Source organism: Rhodococcus sp. NPDC077669 (assembly GCF_040686915.1).
Taxonomy (GTDB): Bacteria; Actinomycetota; Actinomycetes; order Mycobacteriales; family Mycobacteriaceae; genus Rhodococcoides; species Rhodococcoides fascians.
In genome coordinates, this window is the sequence record NZ_JBFBMD010000004.1 from 294703 (window position 1) to 315682 (window position 20980).

General features: G+C 66.6%; 21 protein-coding genes. 1 reads left to right on the forward strand and 20 read right to left on the reverse strand.

Annotated elements, in window-relative coordinates; translation table 11 throughout:
• Positions 1-5: 5 nt before the first annotated feature.
• The 11 genes from gap to rpe all read right to left on the reverse strand — a co-directional run bounded on the left by gap (position 6) and on the right by rpe (position 10973).
• On the reverse strand, positions 6-1025 hold the full coding sequence (gap, locus tag AB0P23_RS07530) for a type I glyceraldehyde-3-phosphate dehydrogenase (protein WP_008716538.1): 1020 nt from the start codon (positions 1023-1025) through the stop codon (positions 6-8).
• A 121-nt stretch (positions 1026-1146) separates the two neighbouring features.
• The gene (whiA, locus tag AB0P23_RS07535; RefSeq protein WP_027497005.1) at positions 1147-2130 is read right to left on the reverse strand and encodes a DNA-binding protein WhiA; all 984 of its coding nucleotides are present in this window, start codon (positions 2128-2130) and stop codon (positions 1147-1149) included.
• Positions 2121-3149 carry a uridine diphosphate-N-acetylglucosamine-binding protein YvcK gene (gene yvcK, locus AB0P23_RS07540; protein ID WP_206497524.1) on the reverse strand — a complete coding sequence of 343 codons (1029 nt, stop codon included), beginning with the start codon at positions 3147-3149 and terminating at the stop codon, positions 2121-2123. The genes whiA and yvcK overlap by 10 nt, the downstream gene beginning before the upstream one ends.
• Complete coding sequence (gene rapZ, locus AB0P23_RS07545; RefSeq protein WP_027497003.1) at positions 3146-4012, reverse strand: RNase adapter RapZ; 867 nt, start codon at positions 4010-4012, stop codon at positions 3146-3148. The genes yvcK and rapZ overlap by 4 nt, the downstream gene beginning before the upstream one ends.
• Before the next feature lie 86 nt (positions 4013-4098).
• A complete protein-coding gene (gene uvrC / locus AB0P23_RS07550) occupies positions 4099-6192 on the reverse strand; it encodes an excinuclease ABC subunit UvrC (protein WP_206497523.1) in 2094 nt (697 codons plus the stop codon).
• Positions 6193-6272: 80 nt separating this feature from the next.
• Positions 6273-6746 (reverse strand): PH domain-containing protein, encoded by a 474-nt coding sequence (locus AB0P23_RS07555; RefSeq protein ID WP_027497001.1) that lies wholly within the window; start codon positions 6744-6746, stop codon positions 6273-6275.
• Positions 6743-7240 carry a 6,7-dimethyl-8-ribityllumazine synthase gene (gene ribH / locus AB0P23_RS07560; protein ID WP_027497000.1) on the reverse strand — a complete coding sequence of 166 codons (498 nt, stop codon included), beginning with the start codon at positions 7238-7240 and terminating at the stop codon, positions 6743-6745. Before ribH ends, AB0P23_RS07555 begins: the two co-directional genes overlap by 4 nt.
• Positions 7237-8568, reverse strand: a complete 1332-nt coding sequence (locus AB0P23_RS07565; RefSeq protein WP_255182425.1) for a bifunctional 3,4-dihydroxy-2-butanone-4-phosphate synthase/GTP cyclohydrolase II — start codon at positions 8566-8568, stop codon at positions 7237-7239. The genes ribH and AB0P23_RS07565 overlap by 4 nt, the downstream gene beginning before the upstream one ends.
• 87 nt (positions 8569-8655) lie before the next feature.
• Entirely contained in the window at positions 8656-9267 is a 612-nt protein-coding gene (locus AB0P23_RS07570) for a riboflavin synthase (RefSeq protein ID WP_027496999.1), read from the reverse strand.
• Positions 9268-10260, reverse strand: a complete 993-nt coding sequence (ribD, locus tag AB0P23_RS07575; RefSeq protein ID WP_045841913.1) for a bifunctional diaminohydroxyphosphoribosylaminopyrimidine deaminase/5-amino-6-(5-phosphoribosylamino)uracil reductase RibD — start codon at positions 10258-10260, stop codon at positions 9268-9270.
• A gap of 38 nt (positions 10261-10298) precedes the next feature.
• Positions 10299-10973, reverse strand: a complete 675-nt coding sequence (gene rpe, locus AB0P23_RS07580; protein ID WP_032365752.1) for a ribulose-phosphate 3-epimerase — start codon at positions 10971-10973, stop codon at positions 10299-10301.
• Between the two features lie 36 nt (positions 10974-11009).
• Between rpe and AB0P23_RS07585 the strand changes: the two genes are divergently transcribed.
• Positions 11010-11399: an MmcQ/YjbR family DNA-binding protein gene (locus AB0P23_RS07585; protein ID WP_032372467.1), complete on the forward strand. Its 390-nt coding sequence runs from the start codon at positions 11010-11012 to the stop codon at positions 11397-11399.
• Here AB0P23_RS07585 and AB0P23_RS07590 read toward each other — a convergent pair whose 3' ends face one another.
• The 9 genes from AB0P23_RS07590 to mihF all read right to left on the reverse strand — a co-directional run bounded on the left by AB0P23_RS07590 (position 11400) and on the right by mihF (position 20921).
• Complete coding sequence (locus AB0P23_RS07590) at positions 11400-12869, reverse strand: transcription antitermination factor NusB (protein ID WP_032372468.1); 1470 nt, start codon at positions 12867-12869, stop codon at positions 11400-11402.
• Positions 12866-13789, reverse strand: coding sequence for a methionyl-tRNA formyltransferase (gene fmt, locus AB0P23_RS07595; protein WP_032372469.1), 924 nt, complete (start codon positions 13787-13789; stop codon positions 12866-12868). The genes AB0P23_RS07590 and fmt overlap by 4 nt, the downstream gene beginning before the upstream one ends.
• A gap of 87 nt (positions 13790-13876) precedes the next feature.
• Positions 13877-14575: a PadR family transcriptional regulator gene (locus tag AB0P23_RS07600; RefSeq protein ID WP_080733171.1), complete on the reverse strand. Its 699-nt coding sequence runs from the start codon at positions 14573-14575 to the stop codon at positions 13877-13879.
• 234 nt (positions 14576-14809) lie between these two features.
• Positions 14810-16777, reverse strand: coding sequence for a primosomal protein N' (locus tag AB0P23_RS07605; RefSeq protein ID WP_196249498.1), 1968 nt, complete (start codon positions 16775-16777; stop codon positions 14810-14812).
• Between the two features lie 156 nt (positions 16778-16933).
• Positions 16934-18148, reverse strand: a complete 1215-nt coding sequence (gene metK / locus AB0P23_RS07610) for a methionine adenosyltransferase (protein WP_032372472.1) — start codon at positions 18146-18148, stop codon at positions 16934-16936.
• A gap of 180 nt (positions 18149-18328) precedes the next feature.
• Entirely contained in the window at positions 18329-19582 is a 1254-nt protein-coding gene (gene coaBC / locus AB0P23_RS07615) for a bifunctional phosphopantothenoylcysteine decarboxylase/phosphopantothenate--cysteine ligase CoaBC (RefSeq protein ID WP_032372473.1), read from the reverse strand.
• 23 nt (positions 19583-19605) lie between these two features.
• Complete coding sequence (gene rpoZ, locus AB0P23_RS07620; RefSeq protein WP_008716576.1) at positions 19606-19911, reverse strand: DNA-directed RNA polymerase subunit omega; 306 nt, start codon at positions 19909-19911, stop codon at positions 19606-19608.
• 72 nt (positions 19912-19983) lie between these two features.
• Complete coding sequence (gmk, locus tag AB0P23_RS07625) at positions 19984-20595, reverse strand: guanylate kinase (RefSeq protein WP_032372474.1); 612 nt, start codon at positions 20593-20595, stop codon at positions 19984-19986.
• Between the two features lie 5 nt (positions 20596-20600).
• Entirely contained in the window at positions 20601-20921 is a 321-nt protein-coding gene (mihF, locus tag AB0P23_RS07630) for an integration host factor, actinobacterial type (protein ID WP_206497522.1), read from the reverse strand.
• Between the last annotated feature and the right edge of the window lie 59 nt (positions 20922-20980).

Here is a 20980-nt window from a genome sequence, read left to right on the forward strand (position 1 = left end):
CGGTGTCAGAGGGACTTGCCGACGAGACCGATGAGGTCGGCGAGGCGGTTGGAGTAGCCCCACTCGTTGTCGTACCAGGAGACGATCTTCACCTGGTCGTCGATGACCTTGGTCAGCGGCGCGTCGAAGATCGACGAGTGCGGGTCGGTGACGATGTCCGAGGACACGATGGGATCGGTGTTGTACTTCAGGATGCCCTTCAGCGGGCCCTCCGCGGCAGCCTTCATCGCGGCGTTGATGTCCTCGGCGCTGGCCTTCTTCTTCAGCAGAGCGGTCAGGTCGGTGACAGAGCCGGTGGGGATCGGCACCCGAAGTGCGTAGCCGTCGAGCTTGCCGAGCAGCTGCGGGAGAACCAGGCCGATGGCCTTGGCTGCACCGGTACCGGTGGGGACGACATTCAGAGCTGCGGCACGTGCACGACGCAGATCGCTGTGCGGGCCGTCCTGCAGGTTCTGATCCTGCGTGTACGCGTGAATGGTCGTCATGAGACCCGAGACAATGCCGAACTCGTCGTCGAGAACCTTGGCGATGGGGCCGAGGCAGTTGGTGGTGCACGACGCGTTGGAGATGATGTTCTGGCTGCCGTCGTACTTGTCGTCGTTGACGCCCATGACGATGGTGATGTCCTCGCCCTTGGCGGGCGCGGAGATGATGACCTTCTTGGCACCGGCGTCGATGTGACCCTGAGCCTTCGCAGCGTCGGTGAAGATGCCGGTGGACTCGACGACGACGTCGACACCCAGGTCACCCCACGGAAGTGCGGACGGTCCCTCACGCAGCGACAGAGCCTTGATCTTCTGGCCGCCGACGACGATGGTGTCTTCGCCTTCGAGCGAGACGTCGTGCGGCAAGCGGCCCAGGATCGAGTCGTACTTGAGCAGGTGTGCGAGCGATGCGTTGTCGGTCAGGTCGTTGACAGCAACGATTTCGATGTCGGTGGTACCGAGCGCCTTCTGCGCGTCGACAGCCCTGAAGAAGTTACGCCCGATGCGGCCGAAGCCGTTGACGCCTACCCGGATCGTCACTGTTCGCTCCTAAAAGTTGTGAAAACAGATGTCTGGTCGTGCCTGCATGCGGGGTGCCACACGCGGTTCCTACCCTAGTGTGCGCTCCGGCGGAGCGCGCGCATCACTCGATCGAGGCGCTCTACGCCTCGTCGAGCAGCTCTGCGGTGACCGCCGACTCGGTGTCGGGTATCCCGGTCTCCTTCGCTTTCCGATCGGCCATGGACAGCAGACGCCGGATCCGACCGGCCACCGCGTCCTTGGTCATCGGCGGGTCGGCCAACTGACCGAGTTCCTCCAGCGAGGCCTGGCGGTGCTGGACTCGAAGCGATCCTGCCGCAGCGAGATGATCGGGTACGTCGTCGCCGAGAATGTGCAGAGCCCGCTCGACGCGAGCGGCGGCCGCAACCGCGGCCCGAGCGGACCGGCGCAGGTTGGCGTCGTCGAAGTTGGCCAGACGGTTGGCGGTGGCCCGCACCTCGCGGCGCATCCGGCGCTCCTCCCACACCAACCGGGTGTCCTGAGCGCCCATGCGCGTGAGCAACGCTCCGATTGCTTCGCCGTCTCGTACGACGACTCGATCGGTGCCGCGCACCTCACGTGCCTTGGCTGCCACTCCGAGGCGCCGAGCGGCACCGACGAGGGCGAGCGCTGCTTCGGGCCCGGGGCAGCTGATCTCGAGCGCGGACGACCGGCCCGGCTCGGTGAGCGAGCCGTGGGCGAGAAACGCGCCGCGCCACGCGGCCTCGGAGTCGCCGACGGTGCCGCCCACGACCTGAGCGGGCAGGCCACGCACGGGACGTCCACGGAGGTCGAGCAGCCCGGTCTGGCGGGCCAGAGCCTCGCCGTCCTTGGCCACGCGCACCACGTACCGAGACGTCTTGCGCAGGCCTCCGGCACTGAGCATGTGGACATCCGAGGAGTAGCCGTACAGCTCGAATATCTCGCGTCGCAGCCGCCGTGCGATGGAGCCGAGATCCACCTCGGCCTCCACCACCACTCGACCCGCGACGATGTGCAACCCGCCGGCGAAACGCAGCAGGGCGGACACCTCGGCCTTGCGGCAGCTGACCTGACTGACGGTGAGCCTGCTCAGCTCGTCCTTGACCTCCGCTGTCATGGCCACGAAGTGATCCCCTCTCTGCGCGCCGCTGTCGGTGCCGAGCCGTCGGTGGACGACACGATGGCTCCGAGAGCAGCAGCCAGGTTTCCGTAATGATGTGCGTGAGTGCCGGTTTCGGCAACGTCGACGTAGACGACCCCAGCGCCGAGCCGGGCAGCGGCGCGCGCCACGTGCTCGCGGTTGCTGCCCTCCGGGACCGAGGCGGAATCGACCAACACGTGGTCGATTCCCAAATCAGGTGCGTGTTGGGAGAGTACGTGGACATGGCGCTCGGCGGAGAATCCGGTGGTCTCCCCCAGCTCCGGTGCCAGGTTGAGTACGAGCACCTTGGGCGCGCTTGTGTGCGCCAGTGCAGCGAGCTGATCCGGCACCAGAACGTGGGGAATGACACTCGAGAACCACGATCCGGGACCGAGCACGACCAGGTCCGCCGCCGCGATGGCGGCCAGCGCCTCCGGCGACGCAGGCGGGTCCGGTGGCAACAGCCGCACGCGCCGGACCTTGCCGGGCGTCGTGGCGACGGCGACCTGACCGCGAATGACGCGACTCACGCGTGGGTCGTCCTCGAGGCCGGATACATCGGCTTCGATGTCGAGCGCAATCGGTGACATCGGCAGCACTCGTCCGTCGATACCGAGCATGTGCACCATCTCGTCGAGGGCAGCTATCGGGTCGCCGAGTACTTCGGTGAGCCCGGCGAGAACCAGATTTCCCACCGAGTGGCCGGCCAAGGCACCGGTGCCCCCGAATCGGTGCTGAATGACGTCGGTCCACAGCTGGGTTCTGGCATCCGAGCGGGCCAGGGCAGCCAGCGCCATCCGGAGATCTCCGGGCGGGATGACGCCGAGTTCTGCCCGCAGACGACCCGAGGACCCGCCGTCGTCGGCGACCGTCACGACCGCAGTGACATCGCTGCTGAGCAGCCGAGCTGCCGACAGCGTCGCGTACAAACCATGGCCGCCGCCCAGAGCGACGATCTTGGGACCCGAACCCGATACCGGACGGTGCGGAGTATCGCTCATTCGCGGCCCAGATCACGGTGCAGGACGCGGACCGATACGTCCCCCTGTTCGGCGAGAATACCGGCCAGGGCCTCCGTCATCGCGACGCTTCGGTGTTTTCCTCCGGTGCAGCCCACGGCCACCGTCATGTATCGCTTGCCTTCCCGCACGTATCCCTCGATGGTCAGATTCAACAGGTGCGTGTACGTCTGCAGGTAGTCGTGCGCCCCGTTCTGTCCGAGGACGTAGTCGCGCACATCCGCGTCCTGACCGGTGTGTTCGCGCAGTTCGGGCACCCAGTGCGGATTGGGCAGAAAACGCACGTCGCAGACCAGGTCGGCATCCATCGGTAAGCCGTACTTGAAGCCGAAGGATTGGACCGTCACGCCGACGCCGACAGTGTCAGCGGCCCCGAAGACCGTTTCGATCTTGCGCCGAAGCTGGTGCACCGACAACGAGGTCGTGTCGACGGTCAGGTCGGCGGCCGCCTTGACCTGCGCGAGCCGTAGTCGCTCGGCCGTGATCCCCTCGGTCAGAGTTCCGTCCTGGCCGTCGTTCTGCAACGGGTGACTGCGCCGATTCGATTCGAACCGCTGGACCAGCACGGCGTCGGACGCATCCAGGAACAGCACGCGATTGCGCACACCCTTGGAGTCGAGTTCCTTGACCACCCAGCCCAGATCGCCGGTGAACAGGCGGCTGCGCACGTCCATCACCAAGGCGAGACGCTCGATACGGGGCTGCGACTCCAGCCCGAGATCGACCATCTTGGAAATGAGCTCGGGCGGCAGGTTGTCGGCCACGTACCAACCCAGATCTTCGAGAATCTTGGCGGCCGTGCGCAACCCGGCGCCGGACACGCCCGTGACCAACGCCACTTCGATGCCGTCGTGCGGCGAGTCGGCCCGCTCGTCGGGGTTTCCGGGGTGCGGCTCGGACGGTGGGTGTGCCTGTGTCTGGTGTTCGCTCACTACGAAGCCTGTCCCGCCGATTCCACACGCGGTTCGATCGCATGGTCGGCCGTGTTCTCGCCCGGTGTCGTTGCCGTTGCGCTGCCATCATCGCCTACATCGGCCCCGCTCGGGTCGGAACCCAATGCGGCCAGCACCGACCTGGCGGTGGTCGCGCCGATTCCGGGGACCTCGACGATCTCTTCGACCGTTGCCTTCTTGAGATTGGCCACCGATCCGAAATGCGCCACGAGCGCGGTTCTCCTCGACTCGCCGAGCCCGCGCACCGAGTCGAGGGCCGACGCAGTCATACGGCGTGATCGCTTGCTTCGATGGAAGGTGATGGCAAATCGGTGCGCCTCGTCGCGCACTCGCTGCAGGAGATACAGAGATTCACTCGTGCGCGGCAGGATCACCGGATCCTCCTCCCCCGGTACCCACACTTCTTCCAGTCGTTTGGCGAGCCCGACGACGGCGACGTCGGTGACACCGAGTTCGTCCAGCACTGCTGCGGCCGCTGCGACCTGTGGTGCACCGCCGTCGACGACGAACAGGTTGGGCGGATAAGCGAACCTGCGTGGCCTCCCGGTTTGGGGATCGAGCGCGGCTTCGGGAGCCAGATCGCCGCCGCTGCCGACAGCGTTGGCTCCGTCTGCAGAATGACGGAGGAAACGACGCCGGGTCACCTCGGCGATGCTGGCGACGTCGTCGGAATGCCCGTCGCCTGCCGCTTCCTTGATCGCGTAGTGGCGGTAGTCGCTCTTGCGCGGCAATCCGTCCTCGAACACGACCAGTGACGCGACCACATCGGTGCCCTGTACGTGCGAGATATCGATGCATTCGATTCTCAGCGGCGCCGAATCGAGGTCGAGCGCCTCCTGAATACCTTGCAGCGCAGCAGATCTCGATGTCAAATCACCCGCACGCTTCAGCTTGTGCTGCTGCAGAGCCTCTTTGGCGTTGCGTTCGACGGTCTCGGCCAGTGCCTTCTTGTCGCCGCGCTGCGGAACCCGCAACGTGACGTTGGATCCACGCAACTCGCTGAGCCACACCTGCACTTCGTCGGCGTTGTCCGGTAGCACCGGCACCAGAACCTCGCGAGGAACGGCGTTGGACCCGCCGTCGTCGGTGCCCGGGGTCTGCGCGGACAACGCCGCCTGTTCGCCGTAGAACTGGGTGAGAAACTGTTCGACGAGGGCGGGGAGGTCGGCCTCGTCCTGCCGTTCGATCACCTCACCCGCCTTCTCGACCACCCACCCGCGCTGTCCCCGTACGCGGCCACCGCGGACGTGGAAGACCTGAACGGCGGCTTCGAGGGCGTCGGTGGCGAATGCGACCAGATCTGCGTCGGTACCGTCACCGAGCACCACGGCCTGCTTCTCCAACGCCCGACGCAGCGCGCCCACGTCGTCACGTAACCGTGCCGCGGTCTCGAAGTCGAGATCCTCCGAGGCCGCCTGCATCTTCTTCTCGAGCTGTCGCACGAGTTTGTCGGTCTTGCCGGCCAGGAAGTCGCAGAAGTCCTCGACGGTACTGCGGTGTTCTTCGGCACTGACGCGTCCCACGCACGGCGCCGAGCACTTGTCGATGTACCCGAGCAGGCAGGGGCGCCCGATCTGGTTGTGCCGCTTGAAGACTCCGGTCGAGCACGTTCGTGCCGGGAACACGCGCAGCAGCAGGTCGAGCGTCTCGCGAATGGCCCACGCATGAGCGTAGGGACCGAAGTAGCGCACGCCCTTACGGCGGGGTCCGCGGTACACGAACAGGCGTGGGAATTCCTCGTTCATCGTCACCGCGAGCATCGGGTAGCTCTTGTCGTCGCGGTAGCGGACATTGAACCGTGGATCGAATTCCTTGATCCAGTTGTACTCGAGCTGCAGTGCCTCGACTTCGGTGGTGACCACCGTCCACTCCACGGACGCCGCGGTGGTGACCATCTGCCGGGTCCTCGGATGCAGCGAGGCCACGTCGGCGAAGTAGGAATTGAGGCGACTGCGCAGGCTCTTGGCCTTGCCTACGTAGACGACGCGACCGTGCGGATCGCGGAATTTGTACACGCCCGGTTCCACCGGGATGGTTCCGGTGGCCGGACGATAGGTAGCGGGGTCGGACACGCCTTCCACGTTAGCGGTCGGGTCCGACGTTCTCCGCATCTCCAGCTCAGCAGCGGTGCACGAGAGCGTGCGGCAGAGAGTCAGTCCTGATCGACGCGAGCGGGCGCGTACTCGCGCTCGAGCGCACGGAACTTTCGAACGGCCGCGACGGCGTGCTCACGATCGTTGGACTGGATGGCCATCACATTGATGAACTCGTCATCGGGGATGTCGACCCTGGCCCACATCGCCCCGTCGGGAAATGACAGGCCGCGCACGAGGTCCCACTCGATCATCCGCTCCGAGAACACGTTTCGGACCGCCACACCTGCCGGACCGACGCGAATGCGCGGGCGGGTGAGCAGCAGAGCCAGGCCCGCCAGCAACACGCCTATTCCCGCCATCGCCAGCTGATCGGCGGTCCTGAAGTAGACCCCGGTCGGCGACACCCGAAGCAGCACCGCGACAGTCGAGTGAGCGACGACGAGCAACACCGCGGCAGCGATCGCGTACCGGGCCGACTTACGGGACTTCACTTCCATGTCCCATTCGGACGGAGATTCGTCGCGCGTCATTGGAAGTCCTGATTCGTCCACGGCTGCCGGAGGTGCTTGAGGGTCAGGGCCGTGTCGATGGCGGCCGCGGTGGCCTGCCCACCCTTGTCCTCGAACGAGTCGGGCAGACCGGCGCGATCGAGCGCCTGCTGCTCGTCGTTGGTGGTCAGCACCCCGTTGGTGACCGGAGTGCCCTCGTCGAGCGATACCCGTGTCAGGCCTGCTGTGACGGCATCGCAGACGTACTCGAAGTGCGGTGTGCCGCCGCGGATGACCACGCCGAGAGCGACGACGGCATCGTGGGTGCGAGCCAGGGCCTGGGCGACTACGGGTAGTTCGATGGCTCCGGCGACGCGAATGACCGTGACGTCGCGTACCCCGGCGGACTCGGCTTTGCGGAGCGCACCGGCGAGCAGCGCCTCGGAGACCGTCCGATGCCACTGACCGGCCACGACAGCCAACTTCAGATCACTCGCGCCTGCGAGCTGCAGGGTGGGTTCGCCGTCGCCGCTCATGGGTTGACCCCGTTCTCGCGGACAGGAGTGGAGCCTGCGGAATGACCGTTGTCACCAGGAGTGGAGCCTGCGGGGTGTGCGGGGTCATTTTGCTCGAAGTCGTCCAGGCCGACCAGGTCGTGGCCCATGCGGTCGCGTTTGGTGCGCAGGTAGGTCAGGTTCTCGGCGTTGGCGCGCAACGGCATCGGCACCCGCTCGGTGACGTGCAGGCCGTAGCCGTCGAGCCCGACTCGTTTGGCCGGATTGTTGGTGAGCAGGCGCATGGACGAGACCCCGAGGTCGACGAGGATCTGGGCACCGATTCCGTAGTCGCGGGAGTCTGCGGGCAGACCGAGCTGCAGATTGGCGTCGACGGTGTCCGAGCCTGCGTCCTGGAGTTGGTAGGCCTGGAGTTTGTGCAGCAGGCCGATTCCGCGTCCTTCGTGTCCTCGCATGTACAGCACGATTCCGCGATCCTCGGCCGCCACCATTTCGAGGGCGGCGTCGAGCTGAGGGCCGCAGTCGCAGCGCAACGATCCGAAGACGTCGCCGGTGAGGCATTCGGAGTGCACCCGGACCAGCACGTCGCTGCCGTCGGCGTCGGGGCCGGAGATGTCGCCGCGCACCAGCGCGACGTGCTCGACCTCGTCGTAGATGCTCTGGTAACCGACGGCCCGGAAGGTGCCGTGGCTGGTGGGGATTCGCGCGTCGGCGACGCGGACGACGTGCTTCTCGTGCTTACGACGCCACGCGATCAGGTCGGCGATCGAGATCAGTGCGAGGTCGTGTTCGTCGGCGAACACCCGCAGCTCGTCGGTCTGCGCCATCGCTCCCTCGTCCTTCTGGCTGACGATCTCGCAGATGACTCCGGCGGGGCGGAGGTCGGCCATGCGGGCGAGGTCCACGGCCGCCTCGGTGTGGCCGGGGCGGCGCAGTACGCCGCCTTCCTTGGCGCGCAACGGGACGACATGGCCGGGGCGGGTGAAGTCGTTCGCTCCGGTGTCGGGGTCCGCGAGCAGGCGCATCGTGGCTGCTCGGTCGGAGGCGGAGATACCGGTTCCGATACCTTCTCGCGCGTCGACGGTGACGGTGTACGCCGTTCCGTGTTTGTCCTGGTTGGTGGCGAACATCGGCGGCAGGCCGAGTCGGTCGCAATCCTCACCGGACAACGGGACACAGAGGTAGCCCGAGGTATAGCGGACCATGAAGGCAACCAGTTCCGGGGTGGCCTTCTCGGCGGCGAAGATGAGGTCGCCTTCGTTCTCGCGGTCCTCGTCGTCGACGACCACCACTGCTTTGCCCGCAGCGATGTCCGCAACTGCGCGCTCGATACTGTCGAACCTGGTCACGAAAGTGCGCTCCATAGGTCTCGGGCCTGGCTCAGCGCCCTGGAAATGTCTCCGATGCACCGTTACCTGCGTGCACTTCAACAGTACTTACTGTGCGTCGATCGCCTGCAGCCGCTCCACGTACTTGGCGATGACGTCGACTTCGAGGTTGACCGGTGAACCCACCTCGGCCGTGCCGAGTGTGGTCAGGTCGAGGGTGGTGGGGATCAGCGAGATCTCGAACCAGTGCCCGCCGTCGTCGACTCCGAGCCCGGACACGGTGAGCGAGACACCGTCGACCGTGATGGATCCTTTCTCGACGACGTAGCGCGCTACCGACGTGGGCATGGTGATGCGCACGACGGTCCAGTTCTCGGACGGGCTGCGTCCGGCTACCGTGCCGGTTCCGTCGACGTGTCCTTGGACGAGGTGCCCGCCGAGCCTGCTACCGAGTGCCGCTGCGCGTTCGAGGTTGACGCGACTGCCGACATCCAGAGCGCCGAGGCTCGATCGGTTCAACGTCTCCTGCATGACGTCGGCGGTGAATCCGCCGTCGGGAAGTACTTCGACGACGGTCAGACACACTCCGTTCACCGCGATGGAATCCCCGTGGCCGGCATCGGAGGTCACCACCGGGCCCCGGACGGTGAAGCGAGCGGCGTCGGGCAGTTCGTCCTTGGCCACGATCTCGCCCAGCTCTTCGACGATTCCGGTGAACATCTACTTCGCTCCTTCGGGCACGACACTCAGAAGAACGTCGTTGCCGATCATGGTGACTGTCTCCGTGCGGAACCGAATTGCGTCGGCAATTGTTCCGATCCCCGCATTCTCCACCGCAGCCGGGCCGGTCCCCAACACCGCAGGTGCGATGTAGGCGACAACGCGGTCCACGAGACCGGCGGCGAGGAACGCGCCTGCCAGAGTCGGACCACCTTCTATCTGAATGTCGGTGTACTCGCTCAGCGCGTCGATCACCGCAGCCGGGTCGTGTGTGTCCAGAAACACCGTCGGTGCCTCCGGACCGCGGATCGCGGCGGTCGCCGGTGCGGGCCTCGATCCGACGACGACTCGAACCGGCTGATGCGATGCCAGGGTGCCGTCGGGGCGACGAGCAGTCAGCCGTGGATCGTCGGCCAGTACGGTTCCGGTTCCGACGACGATGGCGTCGAGCTTGGCCCGTTCGGCGTGCACGTGCGCCCGCGCCTCGGGTCCGGTGATCCACTGGCTCGTTCCGTCGGCGGCGGCGCTGCGTCCGTCGAGCGTCGCGGCGTATTTCCAAGTGACGTGCGGCCGTCCGGTGCGTTGTTTGTGCAGCCAGGCCCGCAGTGGCCCCTGCTGTACCTCGCGCGTCCCCACGCCCTGTTCGACGCGAATCCCGGCGTTCCGCAGTGTGTCTGCCCCGCCGGACGCGAGCGGGTTCGGATCCGCTATCGCGAACACGACCGACGCGACCCCGGCTGCGACGAGAGCCTGCGAGCACGGTCCGGTGCGGCCCGTGTGGTTGCACGGCTCGAGTGTCACCACCGCGGTGCCGCCGCGCGCACGGTCGCCGGCCTCGGTGAGTGCGACGATCTCGGCGTGGGGGCCGCCGGGTGGACGGGTGGAGCCGGAGCCCACCACGATGCCGCGGGCGTCGAGGATCACGGCACCGACCGCGGGGTTGGGGCTGCTGATGCCCCGAGCGGCCTCGGACGCGTCGACGGCCAGAGCCATCGCCTCGACGACCGACACGGCCGAGCCCGGGGCATCGGTCACGACAGGTGGTGCGATGCGCGGGCGGCCCGGCCGCGGAGATCACGCACTGCGGCGGCGGGATCGGCGGTGTTGTACACGGCCGAACCGGCCACGAAGCAATCGATGCCGGCCTCGGCGGCCTGCTCGATGGTGTCGGAGTTTATGCCGCCGTCGATCTCGACCACCAAGCGTAGATCTCCGGAATCGACAAGTGCCCGAACAGCTTTGGCTTTGGACAGTACTTCGGGCATGAACGACTGCCCTCCGAAACCGGGCTCCACACTCATCACCAGCAGAGTGTCGAAGTCGCGCAGAATCTCGAGGTAGGGCTCGATCGGGGTACCCGGCTTCACCGACAGGCCGGCTTTCGCACCGGCGGCCCTGATGTCGCGCGCCACGGCGCTGGGGTCATCCGTTGCTTCGGCGTGGAACGTGACGTTGTATGCCCCGGCCTCGGCATACGGCGGGGCCCAGCGCGCCGGATCCTCGATCATCAAGTGGCAATCGAGGGGAATGCTCGTTGCTTTGAGCAGACTCTCGACCACCGGTAGCCCGAGGGTGAGGTTGGGGACGAAGTGTGCGTCCATGACGTCGACGTGGAGCCAATCGGCCCCCGCGACGGCATCGGCTTCGGCGGCGAGGCGCGCGAAATCGGCGGACAGAATCGAGGGAGCGATCATCGGGGAAACCACGACTGGTGAGCCTAGTCGAGCCGGTATCGTGCCGACATGGCCACCATGGACTCCGCGAGCGCCGTCCTTGCCGAATTGCCCGAAGTCACCGAAAGCGTTCGGTACGGGAATCCCGCCTGGGGCATCGGCAAGCACGTGTTCGCGTGGGTACGACCGTTCAGCAAGGCCGACCTGAAACGATTCGGCGACGAGACCCCGCCCGCCGGACCGATCCTGGCCGTCAGGACTGCCGACCTGCACGAGAAGGAAGCCATCCTCGCCGCACATCCGCGCTCGTGCTTCACGATCCCGCACTTCGACGGGTTCTCTGCCGTTCTGATCGACGTCGACAACGCCGAGGACGACGAACTGCGCGAACTCCTCGTCGACGGGTGGCTGGTGTACGCACCCGCAGACGTGGCCGAGGCGTTCCTGGCCGGAGGGTGATCAGACCGGCTTGCGCAGCGCCGCCATGAACATCGCGTCGGTACCGTGCCGATGCGGCCACAGTTGCACCGACGGGCCGTCACCCAGTTGCGGTACTCCCGGCACGAGCGCGCGGGTGTCGAGCTGTTCGACGCCGTACCGGCGTACGGCGTCTGCAACGACGGCCGCTGTTTCGGACAGATGCGGCGAGCACGTCGAGTACAGCACCACCCCGCCGGGCCGGACCAGATCGATCGCTGCCGCCAGCAATTCCTTCTGCAGGGTGACCAATGCCGCCACGTCGGACGGTTGGCGACGCCACCGCGCTTCGGGGCGACGACGCAGCGCTCCGAGACCGGTGCACGGCGCGTCGACGAGCACGCGGTCGTAACCCGCGTCGAGTCCGGACTCGCGGCCATCGACGGTGTGCACCGTCACCGGTAGGTCCTTGGTGGTCTTGGACACGAGGTCGGCGCGGTGCGGGGTCGGTTCGACGGCGTCGACCCGTGCGCCGTCGATCTCCGCCAGGGCACCGAGCAGGGCGGCCTTGCCGCCCGGACCGGCGCACAGGTCCAACCATCTGCCACCGTCGTCGCCGAGCAACGGTGCCAACGTCAGCGCGCGGCCGACGAGCTGACTGCCCTCGTCCTGGACTCCGGCCAGTCCGTCCCGGACGGCATCGAGCTTGCCGGGGTCGCCGCCGTCGAGGTGCACCGCGTACGGCGAATAGGGACCTTCCTCTCCCCCGGTGATCAGCGCCAGTTCTTCGGCGGAAATCTCTCCCGGTCGCGCGACGAGGTGGACCGAGGGACGCGCGTCGTCCGCCTCGAGCACCGCGGCGAGTTCCCCGGCATCGGCTCCGAGCGCATCGGCGAAGGCCTGCGCAATCCACTTGGGATGGGCGTATTCGAATGCCAGGTGACCGACCGGATCCGCCGTCGTCGCCGGTGCCAGCTCGTCGACCCACTGCGCTGCGGTTCGCTCGGACACTCGTCGCAGCACGGCGTTGACGAAACCTGCCTTGCCGGAACCGAATTCGGAGCGGGCGAGATCTACCGACGTGGCGACGGCTGCGTGCGGGGCAACCCGGGTGCGCAGCAGCTGATAGGCCCCGAGCCGAAGGATGTCGAGCAGTGGTCCGTCGATCTCTGCGGCAGGCCGCCCGGCCGCGTGTGCGATCACGGCGTCGAGCACACCCCGAGCGCGTGATGCGCCGTAGGCGAGTTCGGTGGCCAGCGCGGCATCGCGAGAATCCAACTTGCGCTCGCGGAGCAACCCGGGCAGCACCAGGTTCGCGTACGCATCGCGCTCCCGCACCGCTTTGAGCACGTCTCTGGCCGCACGCCGTGCCGGATCGATCGCGTCGACCGCACGGGGTCCGGTGCCCTGCGGCGGCCGGTTCCCTTTGGGCCCACGTGCCCCCGGTGACTTCTTGACGTACTTGCGGGGCTGGCTCGACTCGCGCTTACGAGGCCTGTCGGGCTCTGTCATCGTGCCACCGCCGTATCGTCCAGCCGAGCGCCGCGCGCCCAGTCGAGTGCCCTCATGACCTTCTTGCCCTGAGGTTGAATATCGCCGAGAACGACTGCGCCGGTTCCGGTTCCGATGTGTACACCGGTCTTGCGTACGTCGATCGTTCCCGGCTCCAACGTGTCCGGCGACAGCTGAACAGGAGCGATCTTGACGCGGAGATCCCCGATGGTCGTCCACGCGCCCGGGGCCGGTGTGACGGATCTGATGTGTCGGTCGACGAATGCCGCGGATCTCGTCCAGTCGATGCGCGCGGCATCGACTGTCACTTTGCTCGCGTAGGACACACCGTCCTCGGATTGCGGTAGCGCTGCCGCCGTTCCGTCCTCGATCGCGTCCAACGTCGCGGCGAGCAAGTGGGCTCCGCTCGACGCCAGACGCCCGAGCAGATCACCCGTGGTGTCGGAATCCCGAATCCGTTCGGTGGTGACACCGAGTACCGGACCGGTGTCCATCCCGACGTCGAGAAGGAACGTCGATGCGCCTGTGACGTCGTCGCCCGCGGCGATCGCGGCCTGTACCGGTGCCGCGCCACGCCACGCGGGCAACAGTGAGAAGTGCAGATTGATCCAGCCGTACCGAGGTATGTCGAGTACCTGTTGCGGCAACAACGCGCCGTACGCAACGACCGGGCACACGTCGGGGGCGAGGTCGGTCAGCGCCGCCACAAACTCCGGGTCCGACGGCCTCGCGGGAGTGAGCACCGGGATGCCGTGCTCGTCCGCCAACACTCCGACGGGCGAGCGCACGGTCTTGCGTCCACGGCCGGCTGCGGCATCGGGCCGGGTGACCACGGCGATCACCTCGTGCCGTTCGGACTCCACCAGTCGCGCGAGTGACGGGACCGCAGGTTCCGGTGTTCCGGCGAAGACGACGCGCACTGAAGGCAACTCCCTGGGATGGACGAAACGATGTCGGTTGTCCATCCTAGGGAGTCACGGCAGCGTGCGACGATTCCGCACCGACGATCACGTCGCGTCGGTGCTGTCGGAACTGTCGGAAGCGTCCTCCGCGAGGATGCGATACAGCGATCGGCGTGCCTCGATGAGCACCTCGGCTGCCTGGTCGACCTGACGCACGGTTCCGACTCCGGCCACCTGACCGGCAGCTCCCATCAATTGTCCGATCAGTGCCCGAAGATCACGCGCATCGACGCCGACGGAACCGGCTACGTCGTCCCAAGGACTGCCGAGATCTGCTCGATGGTCGTCGACATGACGCCTGCCCTCGGCCGTCAGTGCTGCCGTCTTCCGGCCGGCCACCTTGTCGATCAGCACCAAGCCCTCGTCTTCGAGCTGCGACAGGGCCGGGTAGATCGATCCCGGGCTCGGCTTCCAGGTTCCGTTGCTCTTCTCGGCGATCTGCTGGATGAGTTCGTAACCGTGCATCGGCCGGTCCTCGAGCAGCAGGAGGATCGCCGCGCGGACATCGCCACGTCGGCCCCGACCGCCTCGGCCCCGACCACGACCGAAGTCGGCATTCGGCCCGAAACCGCCGGCCCCGACACCACCGGGCCACATACCGTCACGCCCCCGCCCGACAGGACCTCCCCGACGTCTGCCGTGTTCTCCGTGACCTCTCCTTCCCCGACCTCTCTCGTGTCGTTCTCCGCCTTCTGGTTCTCCGTCTTCTGCCGGGCCGTGCTCGTCGTCCTGCGCAACCCACATCTGGAACGGCGCGCCACGTCGGCGCGGGTCTCCGTGCCGATTGCCTGCGAGTCCCATCCGGGGACCTCCGCGGCGTCCGAATTCGTGTGCAAAGCCTTCGAATGCGTAGTTCATCTCGTTCTCCTTAGTATCGATTGAACAAGTCGACGATATATCGGCAATAGAACTTTAACAAGGCCCTGAGGTTGCCTCTCTATCTGGACGTAGGGAACGCGACAGGACAGAGAAAGCCCATCACCCGATCCGAATGGGATCGATCTGAATCCGTACGCCCGCGCCGAGCTTCTTGGCGCTTCGGGACGCCTGCGCAGTCGACAGCGCTCGCGCCAGCGCTGCTCCGGTGCTTCGCGGAACCCGGATCAGCAGCCGCTGCACGTCTCCGGACAACCCGTCCTCGCTGCTCCCTGCCGGTGCGCGTTGACCGTCCGGGAGATCGACGGGACCCAGTACCTCCACCGTCTCGGGCAGATCTGCACTGTCGACCAACGCTGTGATCGCGTCGGTGGTCCCGTCGATCGCCGCCACGTGAACGGCCGGTGGAAACCGAACCTCGACTCGTTCGTCCAGCTGACTGCGCGCGTGCCACAGCGGATCCCAGCGCACCAGGGCCTGGACGGTGGGGATCTCGGACTCGGCCACCACGACCACACGTCCCCCAGCCGCCCCGGGCCGAACCATCGACGCAGCCGTCATCCAGCGGCGCAGTGTCTCCTCTGCCGCACGCAGATCCGCCCGGCCCAGCAGCGCCCAACCGTCGAGCAGCAGCGCGGCGCCGTATCCGCCGTCCACGGTCGGCTCGGCACCGACGGTCGACACCACGAGCGAACCACCGGGGCGCACGGTATCGAGGACGGTGGCCCCACCGGAGTTGTGTATCGGCACGCCAGGGAAGGCGCGGCCGAGCTCCTCGGCCGTGCGTCCCGCTCCGATCACCACGGCGCGCAGGTTGCGAGACCCGCAGACCGTACAGCGGTGTGCGGCATCGGCGATTCCGCACCAGGAACACGTCGGGCTGCCCGCGCCGTCGCTGCCCGGAGCCGAGGGCAGGGCGAGCGGACCGTTGCAGCGTCGACACCGAGCCGGATGGCGGCACTTCGCACACGCCAGCGACGGAACATAACCGGCGCGTGGAACCTGAACCAGCACAGGGGTATCCGCTTTCAGCGCCGCACGTGCGGCCTCGAAAGCGATCGCCGGTAGCCGCGCGACCCGGGCTGCCGGATCCCGAGCGAGCGCGTGGTCCGAGTCGGCCAGCGCGACCACGTGAGGTTGCCGTTCACGCACCAGCTCACGTGGGGCGACCAGGTCGTGGGCCCAGCCGGAATCGACGAGAGCCTCGGCCTCGGCCGTCCGGGAATGTCCGCCGACGACGACCGCGGCTCCCGACACGTGCGACCGGAGCAACGCCACCTCACGTGCATGCGGATACGGTGAGCGTGGTTCGGCGAAACTGTCGTCGCCGTCGTCCCAGATCGCGATCAGGCCGAGGTTCGACACGGGCGCGAACACCGCACTGCGTGTCCCTACCACGACAACGGGGCCCGACCTCAGACAGCGCAACCACTGCCGGTACCGCTTGGCCGGTCCCAAACCGGCCGACAGCGCCACCACACGGTCGGCCCCGACTGCCGCGGCGCATGCACCCTCCAGGCGATCGAGATCCCGTTGGTCGGGCACCACGACCACTGCGGACCGTCCGCTCCCCACGGTGACGGCAGCCAATTCGGCCAATCGAGCGGGCCACACCTCGCCGGGTAGGGCCTGCCACACCGCACGCGGAACACGGTGCTCGCCAAGGGCATCGAGGAAATTGGAGCCATGGGTATACGCCGCCCAGCCCGTGCGATCGACGACCGGCTCTGCTGCCTCGTCGACGACCGGAGGGGGCTCTGCCTCGACCCGTGCGTGGCGAGCCGGAACCGCCAGACGCAGCACATCCGCTCGCGTTCCTGCGTAGCGATCGGCCACCGCCGACACCAACTCGGCGATCTCGGGAGTCAGTACGCGCTCGGCGGACACGACCCGGTCCAGCCAGCCGAGACGACCGGGATGGTCGGTCTCGGCCAGCCTGGCGAGTACGAACCCGTCGACGAGCCGGCCGGCAAAACGAACGCGTACCCGCACACCGGGCTGGGCATCGTCGCTGACGTCCTCGGGAACGAGGTAATCGAACTCGCGGTCGAGGTGCGGCAGCGGAAGCATCGGAAGAATGCGCGCGATCGGCAGATCGGTTGCCGCTACCGGCGTCACACCAGCCACCGCACCTCCTTCTCGATCGTCACCCCACACTCGTCGTGGGAGCACCGAGCCGGTGCGAACAGGGTACGTGCGGCAGCATCGCTGCCGGAGTGGAGGGACCTACAGGCCTGCCGCATCCCGGAGCTTGTCGGCGCGATCGGTGGATTCCCACGGAAGATCGATGTCGGTACGTCCGAAGTGACCGTACGCGGCCGTCTGCGCGTAGATCGGGCGCAGCAGGTCGAGGTCGCGGATGATGGCACCGGGACGGAGGTCGAAGACCTCGCTGATCGCCGCCTGAATACGCGCGGGATCGGTCTTCTCGGTGCCGAACGTCTCGACGAACAGACCGACCGGTGCTGCCTTGCCGATCGCATAGGCCACCTGCACCTCGATGCGGTCGGCCAGACCGGCTGCGACCGCATTCTTGGCGACCCACCTCATTGCGTATGCGGCGCTGCGGTCGACCTTCGACGGGTCCTTGCCCGAGAATGCTCCGCCGCCGTGCCGAGCCATGCCGCCGTACGTGTCGACGATGATCTTTCGGCCGGTCAGACCGGCGTCTCCCATCGGACCACCCAGCACGAACTTTCCGGTGGGATTGACCAGCAACCGGACGTTCGAGGTGTCGAGAGTCGGTACGTCCAGCTCTGCGAGTACCGAGCCCAGGACCTTCTCGCGGATGTCGGGAGTGAGCAGGTTGTCGAGGTCGATGTCTGCTGCATGCTGCGTCGAGATCACGACGGTATCGAGACGAACGGCGTCGTCCCCGTCGTACTCGATGGTGACCTGAGTCTTGCCGTCCGGACGCAGATACGGCAGCACACCGCTCTTGCGAACCTCGGTCAGTCTCCGAGAAAGCCTGTGTGCCAACGCAATCGGCAGTGGCATGAGCTCGGGCGTATCGGTGTTGGCGTAGCCGAACATCAATCCTTGGTCGCCGGCACCCTGACGGTCGATCTCGTCGTCGGACAATCCTTCGACGCGGGCCTCGTGCGAATGGTCGACGCCCTGCGCGATCTCGGGTGACTGCGCGCCGATGGCGACGTTCACACCACAGGAGTTTCCGTCGAATCCCTTGGCGGACGAGTCGTATCCGATCTCGAGCACCTTCTCGCGCACGATCTTCGGGATGTCGGCGTAGGCGGTGGTGTTCACCTCACCTGCGACGTGGACCTGGCCCGTGGTGACGAGCGTCTCCACCGCCACTCGGGCTCGCGGATCCTCGGTGAGAAGAGCGTCGAGGATGGAATCGCTGATGGCGTCACAGATCTTGTCTGGATGACCTTCTGTAACGGACTCGCTGGTGAAAAGCCGACTACCGGACTTGCTCACGGACTTCCTCTCGACGCATGTTCTTGCCCGACCCGACGGCTGATGCCGGCCGAGCACTCCACGAAAATTGATGTTCCCTCGGTGTTATCGCCCCTGTGGGAGCCACGCAAACCTTTACGGCGCTGTCGCCCTGGTACCCAGAACGCTAGCTGCTACGACATCGATCGTGCACCCTCGACATCAGCGGGTGTCCGAAGTGGGCCGCGTATCGCGGGAGCGAAGCATCTGGGCGACCGAATCCAACACCCTGCTGGCGAGCAGAGCTTTCGAGCCCTCCCCCAGCGCGGCCTCGGAGCCGTCGGACCCCAACAACCAGCCGTCGTTGTGGTCGACCTCGAAGGCCTTGCCGTCACCCACCGCATTGACGACGAGCAGATCGCAGCCTTTGCGTTCGAGCTTGGCTCGCGCGTAGGTGAGCACGTCACCGTCGGCGTCGCCCGTCTCGGCGGCGAATCCGACGATCACCGTCGACGATCGGACGTCTCCGCTGTGCCGAGCCGACACGAGACCGGCGAGGATGTCGTCGTTGCGGACCAGAGGGATCGACGACGGTTCGTTCGAGCCCTTCTTGATCTTGCTGCTCGCGATGGACTCGGGTCTGAAGTCGGCGACCGCAGCCGCCATCACCACTGCGTCGACGTCGGTCGCATACGAGCGCACCGCGTCCTGCATATCGGACGCGGTCTTCACGTGGACCACATCGACCGCCGCGGGTGCCTCGAGGTCGCTGGTGTACCCGGCGATCAAGGTCACGTGGGCACCGCGCTGGGCTGCGACGCGAGCCAACGCGTACCCCTGCTTGCCGGAACTCCGATTCCCCAGAAAACGAACGGGATCGAGGGGTTCCCGCGTACCACCGGCCGAGATCAGAATTCGCCGTCCCTCGAGATCGCGCGGCATCGCGTCCGCACGTTCGGTCAGCAGCATGGCGAGAGCGAAAATCTCCTCGGGCTCGGGCAGTCGGCCCGAACCGGTGTCGCGTCCGGTCAACCGGCCGGACGCAGGCTCGATCACCTGGGTACCGCGCGATCGGAGCGTGGTGACGTTCGCGACGGTGGCCGGGTGTTCCCACATCTCCGTGTGCATGGCCGGGGCCAACACGACGGGGCACCGAGCGGTCAGCAACGTCGCGGTGAGCAGATCGTCCGCCCGCCCGCCCGCGATTCGAGCCATCAGGTCCGCGGTGGCCGGCGCGACGACGACGAGATCCGCTTCCTGCCCCAGCCGGACGTGCGGCACCTCGGGCACATCGGCGAACACGCCGGTGTGCACCGGCTGGCCGGACAATGCCTCGAATGTTGCGCGGCCGACGAATTCGAGCGCCGACGCAGTCGGAATCACTCGAACCTGATGGCCGTTCTCGGTGAATTTTCGAATGAGCGCACAACTCTTGTAGGCGGCGATACCGCCGCCTACTCCGACGACCACATGCACGTCAGGTGTCCCCTGTCGGGTTCTTATTCGCCTTCGGTGTGCTCGAGGAGGTCTGCGTGAATCTCGCGAAGCGCGATGGACAGCGGCTTTTCCTGCAGACCGGGCTCGACCAGCGGTCCCACGTATTCGAGGATTCCGTCACCGAGCTGGTTGTAGTAGTCGTTGATCTGGCGTGCACGCTTGGCTGCGTAGATGACGAGGGCGTACTTCGACGAGGTGCGCGCGAGCAATTCGTCGATGGGTGGATTGGTGATGCCGAGCGGCGTGTCGTAGGCCGGCAGAGCGCTGCGTCCGTCGAAGTCGGAAACGGCCGCTGAAGTGCTGCTCACTGATGATCTCCTGAAATTGCATCGTTGGTGCTACGAACTAGCTGGTCGGGGCCTCGTGCGCCGTGAATATGGTCAGCTGTTACCGACCGACGACCTACCGACCAACAAGGATACCAACTGTTCGCACGAATGGTCGACATCGGTATTGACAACGACCGTGTCGAACTCGTCCTGTGCCGCCAATTCCACCCTCGCCGTTTCCAGCCGCCGCTCGGTGGCGGCGCTCTCCTCCGTCGCTCGACCTACCAGACGAGAGACCAGGTCTTCCCACGTCGGCGGTGCCATGAACACCAGCAGGGCTTCCGGCTTGGACACCCGAACGGCACGCGCACCGGCCAGATCGAGCTCGAGCAGCACCGGACTGCCGGCTTCCAGAGCGGCGTCCACTGCGGCTGCAGGGGTTCCCGACCGCTGCAGGCCGCCGTGGATACTCGCCCACTCCAACAGCTCACCGTCGGCGATCATCCGGTCGAACTCCTCGGACGACACGAAGTGGTAGTCCTGACCATCCACCTCGCCGGGCCGCGGCGATCGCGTCGTGACCGACACACTGAAGACCAGCTCCGGTAGCGCCGCGCGCACGAGCCGAACGACACTGGACTTGCCGACGCCGGAAGGGCCGGACAGCACCACCAACCGGCCCCGCTTCTTCTCCGGCGCGGACGTCGCCGCAGTGTCACTCACCGTCGTCAGGCCTCGAAATCGAACTTCGTCAACAGCGCTTTGCGCTGCCGATCCCCGAGTCCGCGCAGTCGACGAGTGGGCGCGATCTCCAACTCCGTCATCAGCTCCGCGGCCTTGACCTTGCCCACCTTCGGCAACGCCTCGAGCAATGCGGATACCTTCATCTTGCCGAGAATCTCGTCCGTCTCGGCGTCCTTGAGAACCTGCTTGAGGTCGGTGCCGCCGCGCTTGAGGCGCTCCTTGAGCTCGGCGCGAGCCTTGCGGGCGCTAGCTGCCTTCTCGAGGGCAGCAGCGCGCTGCTCGGGGGTCAACTGGGGAAGGGCCACTGTCGGTTCCTCCGTCTTCTCGTTTCGGGGCGAGCGACCGGTCCGATCAGGATCGGTAC

Bases quoted from the DNA above. Each gene is read 5' to 3' on its own strand.
- yvcK (WP_206497524.1), bottom strand. From the start codon at position 3,149: ATGAGCGATACTCCGCACCGTCCGGTATCGGGTTCGGGTCCCAAGATC.
- AB0P23_RS07555 (WP_027497001.1), bottom strand. From the start codon at position 6,746: ATGACGCGCGACGAATCTCCGTCCGAATGGGACATGGAAGTGAAGTCC.
- ribH (WP_027497000.1), bottom strand. From the start codon at position 7,240: ATGAGCGGCGACGGCGAACCCACCCTGCAGCTCGCAGGCGCGAGTGAT.
- AB0P23_RS07570 (WP_027496999.1), bottom strand. From the start codon at position 9,267: ATGTTCACCGGAATCGTCGAAGAGCTGGGCGAGATCGTGGCCAAGGAC.
- ribD (WP_045841913.1), bottom strand. From the start codon at position 10,260: ATGGCTCTGGCCGTCGACGCGTCCGAGGCCGCTCGGGGCATCAGCAGC.
- AB0P23_RS07585 (WP_032372467.1), top strand. From the start codon at position 11,010: ATGGCCACCATGGACTCCGCGAGCGCCGTCCTTGCCGAATTGCCCGAA.
- AB0P23_RS07590 (WP_032372468.1), bottom strand. From the start codon at position 12,869: ATGACAGAGCCCGACAGGCCTCGTAAGCGCGAGTCGAGCCAGCCCCGC.
- AB0P23_RS07600 (WP_080733171.1), bottom strand. From the start codon at position 14,575: ATGTGGGTTGCGCAGGACGACGAGCACGGCCCGGCAGAAGACGGAGAA.
- AB0P23_RS07605 (WP_196249498.1), bottom strand. From the start codon at position 16,777: ATGCTTCCGCTGCCGCACCTCGACCGCGAGTTCGATTACCTCGTTCCC.